The sequence below is a fragment of the Wenxinia saemankumensis genome (assembly GCF_900141735.1).
GTDB classification, from domain to species: Bacteria; Pseudomonadota; Alphaproteobacteria; order Rhodobacterales; family Rhodobacteraceae; genus Wenxinia; species Wenxinia saemankumensis.
Genome location: NZ_FQYO01000001.1, coordinates 760,304 through 773,602, shown reverse-complemented (window position 1 = coordinate 773,602; position 13,299 = coordinate 760,304). Strand labels below are relative to the sequence as shown.

Here is a 13,299-nt window from a genome sequence, read left to right as displayed (position 1 = left end):
TATTGGTTATGTCATATCATAACAACTAGGTTTCGCATGGCCCTCCCGGATGCCCGCCTTCCCGTGACCATCCTGTCCGGCTTCCTCGGCGCCGGAAAGACGACGCTGCTGAACGACGTGCTCGACAATCGCGACGGCCGCCGCGTGGCGGTGATCGTCAACGACATGTCGGAGGTGAACATCGACGCCGACCTCGTGCGGGAGGGGGGCGCGGATCTCAGCCAGACGGACGAGACGCTGGTCGAGATGTCGAACGGCTGCATCTGCTGCACGCTGCGGGACGACCTTCTGATGGAGGTGCGCCGGCTCGCCGAGGAGAGGCGCTTCGACTACCTCCTGATCGAGTCCACGGGCATCTCCGAACCATTGCCGGTCGCGGCCACCTTCGATTTCCGCGACGAGGCGGGTGTCAGCCTGTCCGACGTCGCCCGGCTCGATGCGATGGTCACCGGCGTCGACGCCGTGAACCTGCCGCAGGACTATTCCAGCCACGATTTCCTTCGCGACCGGGGCGAGGCGACCGGCGCGGGGGACGAGCGCAGGCTGGTGAACCTGCTCGTCGAGCAGATCGAGTTTGCGGACGTCGTCGTCCTGAACAAGGTGACGGATGCCGGCCCCGAGCGCACCGGGGCCGCCCGCAGGATCATCCGCAGCCTCAATGCCGACGCCCGGATCATCGAGACCGACCGCTCGCGTGTCCCGCCGAGCGGGATCATGGGCACCGGCCTCTTCGACTTCGACCGCGCGCAGGCCCATCCGATGTGGGCGAGAGAGCTCTACGGCTTCGCCGATCATCTGCCCGAGACCGAGGAATACGGCATCTCGTCCCACGCCTATCGCGCCCGCCGCCCGTTCGAACCCGAAAAGATCATGGCCGTGCTGAACGGCGCCCTGCCGGGCGTGATCCGGGCCAAGGGACATTTCTGGATCGCGACGCGGCCGGACTGGGTGGCGGAGTTCTCGCTCGCGGGGGCGCTGTCCTCGGTCGCGCCGCTCGGCACGTGGTGGGCCTCCGTCCCTCGGGATCGCTGGCCGGGTCACGAGGCGGCCAGAATCTCCCTCTCCCGGCACTGGGCCGAGCCCCGGGGGGACCGGCGACAGGAAATCGTCTTCATCGGCGCCGGAATCGACTGGGACGCGTTGAAGGCACGGCTCGACGCGGCGCTTCTGCCCGAGCATCTCGCGACGGGGCCCGATCACCTGCCGGTCCTGCCCGATCCCCTTTCCCGTTGGCACCGCCCGGAGGCGGCCTGATGCGCGAGGGCAAGCGAACCGCCCGGGGAAGCCCAACGGACATCGACGGAGCGTGCCCGCCGGCCCGGACGTTCAAGGGACCGTCCCGGGATCATGCCGGCCCCGGGGCGCGCGGCGGGGTTCGCGTCCCCGGTGACCCGGGCGCGGGGCCGGATGCGCACAGGGCCCGGGGCGGCGGAGGCCGGATGTCCCGCAATCTGGGCCAGACCGGACTGCGCGGGACATGGCGCAGCGGATGTCCGATGCGCGAGTTCGACGATCTGCCGCCGCAGCTTCGTACCTGGCTGGCATCGGCCATCCTGCCGTGGCGTCCGCGCTCGGTCCGCCGCGCCTTCGAGCGGGCCATGCGCCGGACCCGCAACCCCGCTGAGGCGCTGAAGGTTCTCGACGAGATCCAGAGCCGGCAGATCGCGCGCGATGCGCGTGATGTCTGGGGAGGCGGGTATCCCCTGGACAGCGAGAGCCGCAATACCTGAGGGGCGCGCCGGCCCGGAACGCCCCGCCCGGTGACCAGGGCGGACGGGGTGGACCCTGACGTTCGGGCCGGGACGTTCCGGCCGGCGACCCCGGATCGGCCGGGAGGTTCGGAACATCCCCGGCCGTCCGAACCGGAGACGGGATCCCTTCCGATCCGCATCGGGCGGTGACCGGCTGCCCCGTGGGGTACCGGCCCGGCGACGCGCCTCAGGGGACGAACCGCCCGACCACCTCCGTCAGGTCGACCCGCGCCCGCAGCCGGGCGGCGAGAAGATACATTCCGGCCACCTTGCGCTGGATCAGGAGCGCACCGACCGGCGGGACGTGGATCGCGGCGCGCTCCACTCCCATCTCCATCCCCATGTCGCGCAGGTGTAGCGGCAGGTCCGAGGCCCCGAAGTCGAAGGGACCCGGGCTGCGGAGGGGGGACATGGCGAGATCGAACATCAACAGGACGATCTCGCGGTGGCGGGCGGACAGGCCGGGGCCGATGAGGCCGGTCTCCTCCAGGGCCGTCTCGGTGGCGGCGCGGTCGCGCGACAGCCCCGCCCGCATCAGCCGGCGGAAGGCCTCCTGCACCCCCGGAGCGATCTGCCGGACCGCGCCGAAGTCGAGAAGCACGATCCGTCCGCCCGCCTCCACGAGGTAGTTGGCGAAATTCGGGTCGGTCTGCATCCGGCCGAGCTCGAAGAGTTCGCGGAGCGTCAGGTCGATCAGCCGCCGGGCGGTCTCGTCGCGCAGCTCCTGCGGGGCAGCGGCGAGGCGCTCGACCGGGAGGCCGGTGACGTATTCCATCGCCAGGACGTTCGGGGTGCAGAGGTCCGGATGACGCTTCGGGACGAGGAAGGCCGGATCCCCGGCCAGCAGGGCGCCGAAGAGATCGAGATTTCGCCCCTCGCGGATATAGTCGGCCTCTTCATGCAGCTGCGCGCGGGCCTCCGCCATCAGGGGAGCGAGGTCGAGCCCCCTCGGCGCGGCGCCTGACCAGCGGATCAGCCCCGCGATATTGGCGATGTCGCTGTCGATGCTGGCCCGCACGCCCGGATACTGCACCTTGAGCGCCAGCTCGCGGCCGTCCCTGGTGACGGCGCGGTGGACCTGCCCGATGGAGGCGGCGGCGATCGGGCGCACGTCGAACCGGCGGAAGCGCCCGAGCCAGCCCGGGCCCCATTCGGCGTCGAGCACGCCCCGCAGCTGACGGGGCGGCATGGGGTCGGCATCGCTGCGCAGCCGGTCGAGGATGGCGGCGATCTCGGGCGGCAGGACCTCGCCCGCATCCATCGAGAGGAACTGGCCGACCTTCATCGCCGCCCCGCGCAGCCTTGCGAGCTCTCCCGCGACGCGCTGCGCGTTGGCCGGGGTGAGCAGCAGGTCGCGGGATCCCGGCCCGGCGCCACCGGCGATCTGCCTCAGCCCCCCGAAAGCGGCGCGACCGGCGATGCCGCCCGCGAGTCCCCCCAGGCGGGCCAGGCGCGAGAGCCGCCCCGCCGGCACCCGGACGCCGGGACGGCCTCGATCCGTCACCATCCTTCGGTTCCCCGCGCCCCCTTGATCCGCCCGCGCAGGTTGGACGTGACCCAGCCGCCGTAGAAGTCCCCCGGTTGCGGGATGACGCGCTCCTCCCCGACGAAGCACGCCTCCATCCGGGCCGCGTAGAAGGCGAAATAGCCGGCCAGCCCGGCAAAGGCGGGGGTGGGCGCGTCGTAGCACCAGCCCGCCCGGCGGGCGGTGACATCCCTCGCGATCACGTCGACATAGCGCGCGCGCCCCTTCCATTCGCAGAAGCTGGCCCCGGCGGCGGGGGACAGCCGTGCCGCGACGTCCTCTGGCGGGAAGTAGTAGGTCGGCGCATGGTGGGTCTCGAGCACCCTCACGCCCCGGACCGTCTCGGCCGCGACCGCACCGCCGAGGCGCACGAGCAGGCGCTGCGGCACCGGCTCCAGCCGGGGCGGGCGGGGGTAGTCCTGGACGGTCTCGGGGGGCAGATCGCTCATGGAGTTGAGATATGCCTCCGGCCGCCTTGGACAAAGCGGCGGATGCCCGCAGGGGGGCGAGCGGGCCTCAGCGGTCGTCCGGCCCCTCGCGGTGGACCCTGCCGTCCGGAAGGCGCCGCTCGATGGCCTCCAGCCGTCTCAGGACCTCGTCCCGGTAATCCTCCGTCGCGGCGTTCGATTCCTGCGCATGGGCATCCTGCATGCTGTTGACGATCAGGCCGACGACGAGGTTCACGACCGCGAAGGTCGTCACGAGGATGAAGGGCACGAAGAAGGCCCAGGCGTAGGGATAGACCTCCATCACCGGGCGGACGATTCCCATCGACCAGCTTTCGAGCGTCATGATCTGGAAGAGCGAATAGGCAGAGCTGGGGATCGACGCGAACCATTGCGGAAAGGCATCGCCGAAGAGTTTCGTCGCCATCACGGCCGCGATGTAGAAGATCAGCGCCATCAGCAGGAAGACCGACGCCATGCCTGGCAGGGCCGAGATGAACCCCTCGACCACCCGGCGCAGGGTCGGCGCGACCGAGATGATCCTCAGGAGCCGCAGGATCCGGAGCGCGCGCAGCACGGAGAGACCCTGCGTGACCGGCACCAGCGCGACGGCGACGATCGTGAAGTCGAAGACGTTCCAACCCGACCGGAAGAACGACAGGCCGCGCGCATAGATCTTCAACGCGATCTCGACGACGAAGATCGACAGGCACAGCACGTCGAGGAGGACGATAAGTCTGCCGGCGGCGGCCATGGCGGTATCGGACGTCTCGAACCCGAGGACCACCGCGTTGAACAGGATCACGCCCGTGATGAAGTTCCGCGTCGATCGACGGTCGAGGAGTCGTGCGACGGATTGGCGGAGCGGCATGACTGACCCCATTCTCGAGAACCGGCCCCTCTATGCTGGGGGTCGCAATGCGGCGCAAGCCGGGTCCCGGGGGGACGGGAGACGGCGGAGCCCATGGGCGGGAAGCGCGTCCGTCCATGCCCTGCTTGCGGCGGCCGGTGGCAGGTCCGGGGCGCGTTCATCGTCCGGGGCGCGCGACGGACCGGACCGGGTCGCGGCGGCGACACGGACCTGCGGGCAGCCCCGCGCCGGACCTCCGGGGGGGGTCAGCCCGGCGGCGCGGCCCGCGTGACGAGGACCTTGTCGATGCGGCGCCCGTCGAGATCGAGGATCTCGACCCCGAGCCCGCCGATCCGCATCGTCTCTCCCACATCGGGGAGGGTGCCGAGATGATCGAGGATCAGTCCCGCGACGGTCTCGTAGGCGCGATCGTCGGGCAGCGCGAGGTCGACGCGCGCCGCGAACTCGTCCACCGGCATCCATCCGGCGACGAGGAGGCTGCCATCCTCCCGCGCGACGATCTTCGGCTCGGGGGTCTCTCCCTCGAGGAAATCGCCCGCGATCGCCTGCAGCAGGTCCATCGCCGTGATGACGCCCTCGAAATGGCCGTATTCGTCGAAGACGAGCACCATGTGCGCCTTCGCCCGCTTCAGCGTCTCGATGACGTCGAGGGCCGGCATACCGTCGCGGACAATGGTCGCTGGTTCGACCAGCGCGCGCAGCCCCGCGAGGTCCGGCGCGGGGCCGGACGCGATCACGTCCCGGGTGGCGAGAACACCGACGATGTCGTCCGCCTCTCCGTCCCGGACCGGAAGCCTGGAGCGGCGGGTCGTGCGGAAACGGTCCATCACGGCGGCCGGCCCGTCGGCCAGATCCACCAGTTCCACTTCGTGGCGCGGCGTCATCAGGCCGCGCGCCGTCCGGTCCGCGACGCGCATCACGCCCTCGATCATCTCGGTCTCGGCATGCTTGATGACACCGGCCTGGCGGGCCTCGGAAATGACCAGGCGCACCTCCTCGTCGCTCAGGCCGCTCTCGCCCCGGCCGGACTGGCCGAGCAGCGCGAGCACGGCCTTGCCGGACCGGTCGAGCAGCCACACGAAGGGGGCGGAGACGCGCGCGACGAGGATCATGGCCGGAGCCACGCGGGCCGCGACGGCCTCCGGCGCCCTGAGCGCGATCTGCTTCGGCACGAGCTCGCCGACGATGAGGGAGAGGTAGGTGATGACCACCACCACGCTTCCGACGCCGAGCGTTCCGGCGGCCCCCTCCGGGGCGCCCGCAGCGACCAGCGCGTCGGCCAGGCGAACGCCCAGCGTCGCGCCCGAGAAGGCCCCGGACAGCACGCCGACAAGCGTGATTCCGATCTGGACCGAGGACAGGAAACGGCCCGGATCGCCCGCGAGCCGCATCGCGGCCGAGGCGCCGCGGCTGCCGCGCTCGGCCATGACCTTCAGGCGCGCCGGCCGCGCCGAGACTACGGCAAGCTCGGACATCGCCAGAAAGCCGTTCAGCAGGATCAGCAGCAGGAGGATGACGATCTCGACGATCATCCTGCATCGCTACGCGCAGCGCCGGCCGGCGACAATCGCCTTCGTCGCGGATCGGCGGTGTCGGTCCCTCATTTCGGCGCGACCCGCCGCCCCGGCGGGCGGTGGGCGGCATTGTGCTTCGGGTGGACCTGAGTGCGGACCGGCGGGCGCTCCGCGCGGATCGCGGCCGGGAGCGAGACGGGGCGGGAGCGAAAAGGGGCGGGAGCGAGACGGGCCGGGAGCGAGACGGGCCGGGAGCGAAAAGGGGCGGGAGCGAGACGGGCCGGGAGCGAAAAGGTGCGGGAGCGAGACGGGCCGGGAGCGAAAAGGGGCGGGAGCGAGACGGGCCGGGAGCGAAAAGGGGCGGGGACGACGACGCCGGCGATGGCCCCGCTGCACGGGGGCCGGGTCGTGCGGAAGGCTCGGGCTCAGGCCCCCGTCGGAAACCGCGCGCGCCCGGGCGGTCGGACGATCCTTCCGCCATCCAGCATCATCGCCCGATCGCAGAACCGGGCGTGAAGGGCCCCGGCATGGGAGATCAGCAGCACGGCGATCCGGCGCCCCGCGCAGAGCCGGGTCAGCGCCCGCAGGAGGCGGTCCTGTTCGATCGCGTCCAGCTGGCTCGTGATCTCGTCGCAGATCAGGAGGGCCAGCCCCGGATGGAACAGCCGCGCGAGCGAGACCCGCGCCAGTTCGCCGCCCGACAGCTGATCGGGGCGCCGGTCGGCCCATTCGGTCCTGACGCCGAGCGCGTCGAGGACCTCCGGATCGGGGGGGAGGCCGTTCGCCAGGATCCGGCGGACCGGCCAGCGCGGATCGACCGCGAGTTCCGCCGATTGGGGGGCATGCTGCACGGGGGCCGGCACCCCCGGCCGGGCCGGTGCCGGAATGGCCCCGTCAAGGCGGATCTCGCCCCGATCGGGGGCCAGACGCCCCGCGAGGATCCGCCCGAGGGTGGTCTTGCCGGAGCCGGAGGGGCCGCCGAGGCCCACGACCTCGCCCCTCGCGAGGTCGAGATCGGCGCCGTCGAGGATCCTCCGCCCGCCGATGGCATGGGCCAGGTCGCGCGCGGTCAGCATGCGGCCTCCCCGCCGGGGCGGGCGAGGGCGGGCTGGGCCTGCCATAGCTGCCGGGTGAAGGCCTCTCGCAGAGCGGTCCCGCCTTGCGCGAAGGCGCCGGCCGGCGCCGTCTCGACATGCCGCCCGCCGCGCAGGATGACGACCCGCGACGCGATCCTCGCCAGGCCGACCAGGTCGTGGGAGATCACGATGACGCCGCGGCCCGAGGCGGCGAGCCGCGCGAGCACCGACAGGACCCGGCCGCCCGCTTCCTCGTCCAGTCCGACGGTCGGTTCGTCGGCGACGATCCAGTCGGCGCCCGTGGCCAGGGCCGTGGCCAGCAGCGCCCGGCGTGCCATGCCGCCCGACAATTCGTGCGGGTAGAGCCTTGCCGCGCCCGCCGGCAGGCCGACCGAGGCCAGGGCGCCGGACGGATCGGCCCGCCGGTTGCACAGGCGCGCGAACCGCCCGATCTGGCGCCCGACCGGGGCGAGGGGGTCCAGCGCGTCGAGCCGCTGCGGGGCCAGCGCCACCGCCCCGGGTCCGGCCGGTTCCCCGTCGACGGCGATCCGGCCCGTCCGGACGGCGCCGGGCGGCAGCGCCCCGGCCAAGGCCTCGGCGAGGAGGCTCTTGCCGGCGCCCGAACTGCCGGTCAGCCCGACGATCTCGCCGCGCGCCAGCGACAGCGAGACCCCCTCCAGAACCGGGCCGGCCGGGAAGGAGACCGACAGATCCTCGACATCCAGCGTCATGTCGTCCCCCCGGCCGGACCGGAAAGCCGGCGCAGCGCCTCTCCCAAGCGCTCGAAAATCAGGGCGACCAGCATCAGGCCGAGGCCGGGGGCGGCGGCGACCCACCAGTGACCGGCCATGATCTCGCGCAGGCTTTCGGCCAGCATCACGCCGATCGAGGGCAGGTGCGGTTCGATCCCGAGGCCGATGAAGCTGAGCCCGGCCTCGTGCAGGATCGCGTGGGGGAAGATCACGACGAACCCCGCGACGATCTGCGGCACCAGGTGGGGGGCGAGATGGTGCCGGGCCACCCAGAGCCGCGACCGCCCGAGCGCGCGCGAGATCGCGACGTAGTCCGAGGCGGCGATGACCTGCGCCTCGTGCCGCAGGACGCGCGACAGGCGCGGCCAGTGGGTCAGCGCGACGGCGACGATTACCCCGGCCGTGCCGCCCCCCATCGCGAAGGCGATCATGATCAGCAGCACGAAATGCGGCAGGCCGAGCGCGAGTTCGGTCAGTCCCCCGACGAGGTGGTCCGCGGCGCGCCCGAGGGTCGCCGCGAGGCCCAGAACCAGGGCGACGAGGGTGGAGGCGCCGGCCGCCAGCAGCCCGACCTGCACGCTCTGCGCAAGGGCCGCCAGGGTCCGGGCGGCGATGTCGCGGCCCAGCAGGTCGGTCCCGAGGGGATGGGCCGGCCGCGGCGCCAGCGCCCGCGCGGCCGCGTCGACCGACAGGGCCCCCTCGGGCAGCAGCGGCGCCCCCGCGAGCACCGCGCCCAGCAGCGCCAGCGCGATCATCCCGTGCCGCATCGCCCGCCGCTGCGGATGGCGGGGGCGGGCGGGCCGCGCGCGGATCGGTTCGGCCGCGTCGCTCATGCAGCCCGCCGCAGCCGCGGATCGGCCAGCCGGGCCGCGATGTCGGCCAGCAGGTTGCCGGCGAAGACGAAGAGCAGCGTCGCCAGCCCTATCCCCATGAGGAGCGGCGCGTCCGCCCCCGTCGCCGCGCGCACCGTCGCCTGGCCGAGGCCGGGCCAGGCGAAGACGGCTTCGGCCAGGACCGAGCCGCCGAAGAGCTCGCCTGCGCCGGCCAGGTGCAGCGTCAGCGCCACGCCCGCCGCATGGCGCAGGCCGGGCCCGAAGGCGAGGTGGAGGGGCCTGGCGCCGTGGGCCGCGAGGTGCCGCGCCGCGGGGCCGTCGAGGAAGGCGATCAGGCTCTGCCGGGTATGGAGCACCAGCGGGGCCAGCCCGACGACGGACAGGGTGACGACCGGCAGCACCATGTGGCGCCAGCGATCCGCCAGCGCGACCTCCGAGTCCAGCCGTCCCGGCGGGGCCGCGCAGCAGGCCGGCAGCCAGCCCAGTCCGACGGCGAAGAGCGCGACCAGCAGGATCGCGATCCAGAAGCCCGGGCTGGCGGCCAGCACGACGGCGATGGTGCGGATCACCCGGTCGGGCCAGCGCCCGCGCGTCGCCCCCGCGACCAGTCCCAGGAGCGTGCCCAGCACGAAGGACAGCGCGAAGGCCGACCCGACCAGCGCCAGCGAGGCCGGCAGACGGGCGGCGATCACCTGCAGCACGGGCGCGTTGAAGGTGATGGACCGGCCGAGATCCCCCTGCACGAGCCGGCCGAGCCAGCTGGCGAAGCGCTCGGGCGCGGGCCGGTCCAGCCCCCAGGCGGCGGCGATGGCCTCCCGCTGCTCCGGACCGATCTGCGACGTGCGTCCGCCGACATAGGCCTGGACCGGGTCGATCGGGGCCATCGAGATCAGCACGAACAGCCCGGTCGCGGCCAGCGGCAGCAGCCAGGCCAGACGGAGGAGCCGTCCGGCCACCAGCGCCGGGAGCCAGGCGTTCATTCGCAGGTCCAGCGCCAGGAGGGCAGGTCGTGGGTGATCGGGAAGCCGTGCCCGTGCGGATGGACCTGCAGCGGCCCGGGATCGAGGCAGTCCGACACCCAGTAGGAATGGTCGAGATTGACCATCCAGGCCCAGGTCGCGTCGCCCCGGGGGCCGAACCCGGTCTCTCCGTCCCAGGCGGCGGCCTGCCAGTGAGCGAGGGAAGGCTCGAAACCGATCGCGGCCTCGGCCGCCTCGAGATGAGCGTCCACCACCGGATTCCGGTAATGGCCGGTATTGTAGTAGTCGACGCCGGCATAGGCCCCGTGGTGCAGGTAGAGGATCTCCGACGGGTCATGTGCGCCCCAGCCCAGCACGACGACCTCTGAATGCATCAGGGCGCCGATCTCGTCCCAGCTGGCGCCGGTCGGCCGGGCGTCGATGCCGATCCCCCGCAGCTGGTCGGCGGCGCCGAGCGCCAGTGCCTGCCGCGTGCTGTCGCCGGCGGGATAGAGCACCCGGAAGGCGGCGGGCAGGCCGTCCTTCTCGCGCAGACCGTCGCCGTCACCATCGCGCCACCCGGCCGCCTCCAGCGTGGCCATCGCCGCCGCCGGGTCGTTTCCCGGGATCGCGGCACCCGGGTTGTCCCAGGGCAGGCCGTCGGCCGGGCCCGTCGCGGGGCGGCCGTGGCCGTTCAGGGCCAGCGCGACCAGCGCCTCGCGGTCGAGGGCCTGGTTGATCGCCAAGCGGACCGCCCGGTCCGCCGTCACGTCGTTGCCGATCGGCGCGCCCGCCCCGGTGGTCCCGCCCGCCCTCGGCACCATCGGGAAGGCCAGCCCGCGATTGTCGACCGACTCGACATGCAGCACCTTCATGCCCCGCGGCGCCGCATCCGCCATCGCGGGCGGCACGGCGACGAGGTCGGCGATCCCGGTGCGGGCCAGCGCCTGCCCGGCCTCTTCCGAGCCGAAGACGAAGCTCACCCTCTCGAAGGCGATCTCGCCGCCGTGCCAGTAGGGATTCGGCTCGACCACCAGCTGCTCTCCCTCGCGCCACTCGACCATCCGGAAGGGGCCCGAGCCGACGGGATGCCGGGCATGGTCGTCGCCATAGGTCGCGGCCGGCACGATCCCGAGCGTGGCGAGCCGCGAGACGAATGTGATCCGGGGCTCGGTCAGCTCCAGCTCGACCGTCGTGGCGTCGAGGGCGCGCGCCTCCGCCAGGACCGTCAGGTCGGCGAGCCCGCCGGCCTCTCTGGCGGTGTTGTAGGTAAAGGCGACATCCGCCGCGGTCAGCGGCGTTCCGTCCGAGAACAGGGCGTCGCCGCGCAGCGTCACCCGCCAGACGAGCCCGTCTTCGGAAAGGGTCCAGTCGGTGGCCAGGTCCCCGACGAGGTCGAGCGCGGCATCCCTGCGCAGCAGGGTCGAGTAGAAGAGCGGGCTGCCATAGTGGCCCCAGCCCATGATCGGATCGAACCCGCCGTCAGGCTCTCCGCCGATGGCAAGCACCAGCGGCCGCGCCCCGGCCCCGGCCGGCAGCATCAGGGACAGGGCGATGGCGGCGGTCGAAAGGGGGCGGAGCATCCGGGATCCACAAGGTATGAAATTTCGAGTCTAAATTCATACCCTGCGCGCGGCGGTGTAAAGCAATGATCCGGTTGCGCCCGGGAGTCCGAGCGCGGATGGTCGCGGGGCAGGGACGGGGCCACGGACGGGGCCAGGGACGGAGGAGGGCGTCATGCAACGGATCACCATCGCGATCGAGGACGAGCTTCTGGCCGAACTGGACCGGCAGATGGGACGATCCGGCGCCACGAACCGGTCCGAGGCGATCCGCGATCTGCTCCGCCGGGCGCTGGCGCGGGACGCGCCGCAGGACGCGGATTGCGTCGGCATCGTCAGCTACGCGCTCGACCTCTCGGCGCGAGATCTCGGCCGGCGGGTGCCCCGGGCCCGCCATTCCCGCCACGACCAGGCCGTCGCGGCCATGTCGGTCCCGCTGGATCATTCGACCGCCATGGAGGTGACGGTGATGCGCGGCAAGGTGGCCGAGGTCGAGGATTACGCGCACGGCCTCTTCGCCGAGCGGGGGATCCGCCACGGCAACCTGTCCCTCGTGCCGGTGGACGACGTGGCCGAGACCCACCGGCATGGCGGGGGCGAGCCGCATCTGCACAGCCATCTGACGATCAAGGACGGGTTCTGATCTGGGGGCGGACCGCCAGGGTCCCCGTCGAGGCGTTTCCTGCGGACCCGGATCGATCGGTTGGCGGGCCCCTTGCGGGGACGCCCGGCCGCCATGACCGGCCATTCTCCCGCCCCCGATGCCTGAGGGGCGGGCCGCCATCTGCACCGCTCCCGCCGGGGCAGAGACGACGCGGCGATCCCGTCGCCCCGCGGCGCAAGCGACGCGATGCCCCGGCCCTTTGCGGCGCGATCTCCCTGCATGCCGCGCCCGGGGGCGGGGGGGCCGCGCCCGCCGCCCGTGCGAGGTCGTCGACCTGTCCCGCGGCATCGCGGGGTCCGGCGGCTCGTCTCCGTCGTCCCCGGGTCCTCCCGACCGCGCCACCCGGTGCACCGGGCGTGCACTCGAGGTGCGAGGAACGGGGGCGGTCCGGTGCCCATCCTGTCGGACGCGGCGCGGACCGAGGGCGACCGCCTGCGGAAGCGACCCGCCGCCGCTCTGCAGATCGGGAAATGTCCCACCGCTTCCGCAGCCCCGGCCCGTTCCGCCACGGCATTCCTTGTCGAGGATCCTGCGAAGGCCGCCGCGGCAAAGGCGTCGCGGCCATCCCGCCGAGGCGCCGCCGGGATGAGGCATTGACAACGGGGATCGTCGTTCCGATGTTGCGGTCACACCAGGGGTGCCCCGGACGGGGCTGAGATGCGCGGGACCGCGCGAACCCTTCACAGCTGATCCGGGTCATGCCGGCGGAGCGAGGTTCCCATGTTCATCGGCGCGCAAGTGTCGCTCTATCCCATGTCGTCCCGGTTCGTGGACGTCATCACGTCGAGCCTGCAGGCTCTCGACCCCCACAGGCCGGATCTCAGGATCGAGACGGACGACATCTCGACCCTGATGGTCGGCGCGCCCGGCCCCCTTCTCGACGGGATCCGCGACCTCTTCACGGCCGCGGCGCGGCAGCCCGAGCATGTGACGATGCATGTCACCCTGTCACGCGGCTGCCCGGGCGAGCCGGACGATCCGTCCTGCCGCTGCGACACGCTGAGCGAGGCGCAGAGCCTGCCGCTGGACGAACGGATCCGGCGCGCCGGGCAGGCGGTCGCCGCATCCCCCGGGACCGGGGTACCCATCGACGTGCAGTTCTCTCTCTACGTCCTGGGGCAGGACCGCCACATGGACGAGATCTACGGCTGCATCGAATTCCTGAAGCGGTCCGGAACCTTCTTCCGATCGAAGAACTTCTGCACGCGGCTGCGCGGGGATGCCGGCGCGGTGTTCGAGGCGGTGCGGCAGGCATTCCTCCGGTTCGGCCCGGCCGAGGGTCACGTGACGATCGACCTGACCGCCTCGGCCAACAGTCCCAGCCTCGCCTGACGCGCCGCCCCGGG

At 72.5% G+C, this 13,299-nt stretch carries 13 protein-coding genes and 1 riboswitch; of the genes, 4 read left to right on the top strand and 9 right to left on the bottom strand.

Annotated elements, in window-relative coordinates; translation table 11 throughout:
* The first annotated feature begins 36 nt into the window (after positions 1-36).
* Together BUE30_RS03555 and BUE30_RS03550 are read left to right on the top strand one after the other, a co-directional pair.
* Complete coding sequence (locus BUE30_RS03555; RefSeq protein ID WP_073326442.1) at positions 37-1,254, top strand: GTP-binding protein; 1,218 nt, start codon at positions 37-39, stop codon at positions 1,252-1,254.
* A gap of 185 nt (positions 1,255-1,439) precedes the next feature.
* Positions 1,440-1,730, top strand: a complete 291-nt coding sequence (locus BUE30_RS03550; protein WP_073326441.1) for a DUF6525 family protein — start codon at positions 1,440-1,442, stop codon at positions 1,728-1,730.
* 208 nt (positions 1,731-1,938) lie between these two features.
* On the opposite strand, the gene BUE30_RS03545 is transcribed toward BUE30_RS03550, so the two are convergent.
* The 9 genes from BUE30_RS03545 to BUE30_RS03505 form a co-directional block, all read right to left on the bottom strand.
* Positions 1,939-3,258, bottom strand: coding sequence for an ABC1 kinase family protein (locus BUE30_RS03545; RefSeq protein WP_073326440.1), 1,320 nt, complete (start codon positions 3,256-3,258; stop codon positions 1,939-1,941).
* The gene (locus BUE30_RS03540; protein ID WP_073326439.1) at positions 3,252-3,725 is read right to left on the bottom strand and encodes a DUF427 domain-containing protein; all 474 of its coding nucleotides are present in this window, start codon (positions 3,723-3,725) and stop codon (positions 3,252-3,254) included. The genes BUE30_RS03545 and BUE30_RS03540 overlap by 7 nt, the downstream gene beginning before the upstream one ends.
* A gap of 67 nt (positions 3,726-3,792) precedes the next feature.
* A complete protein-coding gene (locus BUE30_RS03535) occupies positions 3,793-4,593 on the bottom strand; it encodes an ion transporter (RefSeq protein WP_073326438.1) in 801 nt (266 codons plus the stop codon).
* Positions 4,594-4,838: 245 nt separating this feature from the next.
* Positions 4,839-6,125 carry a hemolysin family protein gene (locus BUE30_RS03530; protein ID WP_073326437.1) on the bottom strand — a complete coding sequence of 429 codons (1,287 nt, stop codon included), beginning with the start codon at positions 6,123-6,125 and terminating at the stop codon, positions 4,839-4,841.
* 407 nt (positions 6,126-6,532) lie between these two features.
* Positions 6,533-7,183: an ABC transporter ATP-binding protein gene (locus tag BUE30_RS03525; RefSeq protein WP_073326436.1), complete on the bottom strand. Its 651-nt coding sequence runs from the start codon at positions 7,181-7,183 to the stop codon at positions 6,533-6,535.
* Positions 7,177-7,914 (bottom strand): ATP-binding cassette domain-containing protein, encoded by a 738-nt coding sequence (locus tag BUE30_RS03520; RefSeq protein WP_073326435.1) that lies wholly within the window; start codon positions 7,912-7,914, stop codon positions 7,177-7,179. Before BUE30_RS03520 ends, BUE30_RS03525 begins: the two co-directional genes overlap by 7 nt.
* Positions 7,911-8,768, bottom strand: a complete 858-nt coding sequence (locus BUE30_RS03515) for an ABC transporter permease (RefSeq protein ID WP_073326434.1) — start codon at positions 8,766-8,768, stop codon at positions 7,911-7,913. The genes BUE30_RS03520 and BUE30_RS03515 overlap by 4 nt, the downstream gene beginning before the upstream one ends.
* Positions 8,765-9,748 carry an ABC transporter permease gene (locus BUE30_RS03510; protein WP_073326433.1) on the bottom strand — a complete coding sequence of 328 codons (984 nt, stop codon included), beginning with the start codon at positions 9,746-9,748 and terminating at the stop codon, positions 8,765-8,767. The genes BUE30_RS03515 and BUE30_RS03510 overlap by 4 nt, the downstream gene beginning before the upstream one ends.
* Positions 9,745-11,310: an ABC transporter substrate-binding protein gene (locus tag BUE30_RS03505; RefSeq protein WP_083601062.1), complete on the bottom strand. Its 1,566-nt coding sequence runs from the start codon at positions 11,308-11,310 to the stop codon at positions 9,745-9,747. The genes BUE30_RS03510 and BUE30_RS03505 overlap by 4 nt, the downstream gene beginning before the upstream one ends.
* A gap of 154 nt (positions 11,311-11,464) precedes the next feature.
* Between BUE30_RS03505 and nikR the strand changes: the two genes are divergently transcribed.
* Positions 11,465-11,932 (top strand): nickel-responsive transcriptional regulator NikR, encoded by a 468-nt coding sequence (gene nikR, locus BUE30_RS03500; RefSeq protein WP_073326432.1) that lies wholly within the window; start codon positions 11,465-11,467, stop codon positions 11,930-11,932.
* Positions 11,933-12,576: 644 nt separating this feature from the next.
* Positions 12,577-12,683, top strand: a riboswitch (TPP riboswitch).
* The gene (locus tag BUE30_RS03495) at positions 12,674-13,285 is read left to right on the top strand and encodes a YkoF family thiamine/hydroxymethylpyrimidine-binding protein (RefSeq protein ID WP_073326431.1); all 612 of its coding nucleotides are present in this window, start codon (positions 12,674-12,676) and stop codon (positions 13,283-13,285) included. (Overlaps the previous riboswitch by 10 nt.)
* Positions 13,286-13,299 lie beyond the last annotated feature (14 nt).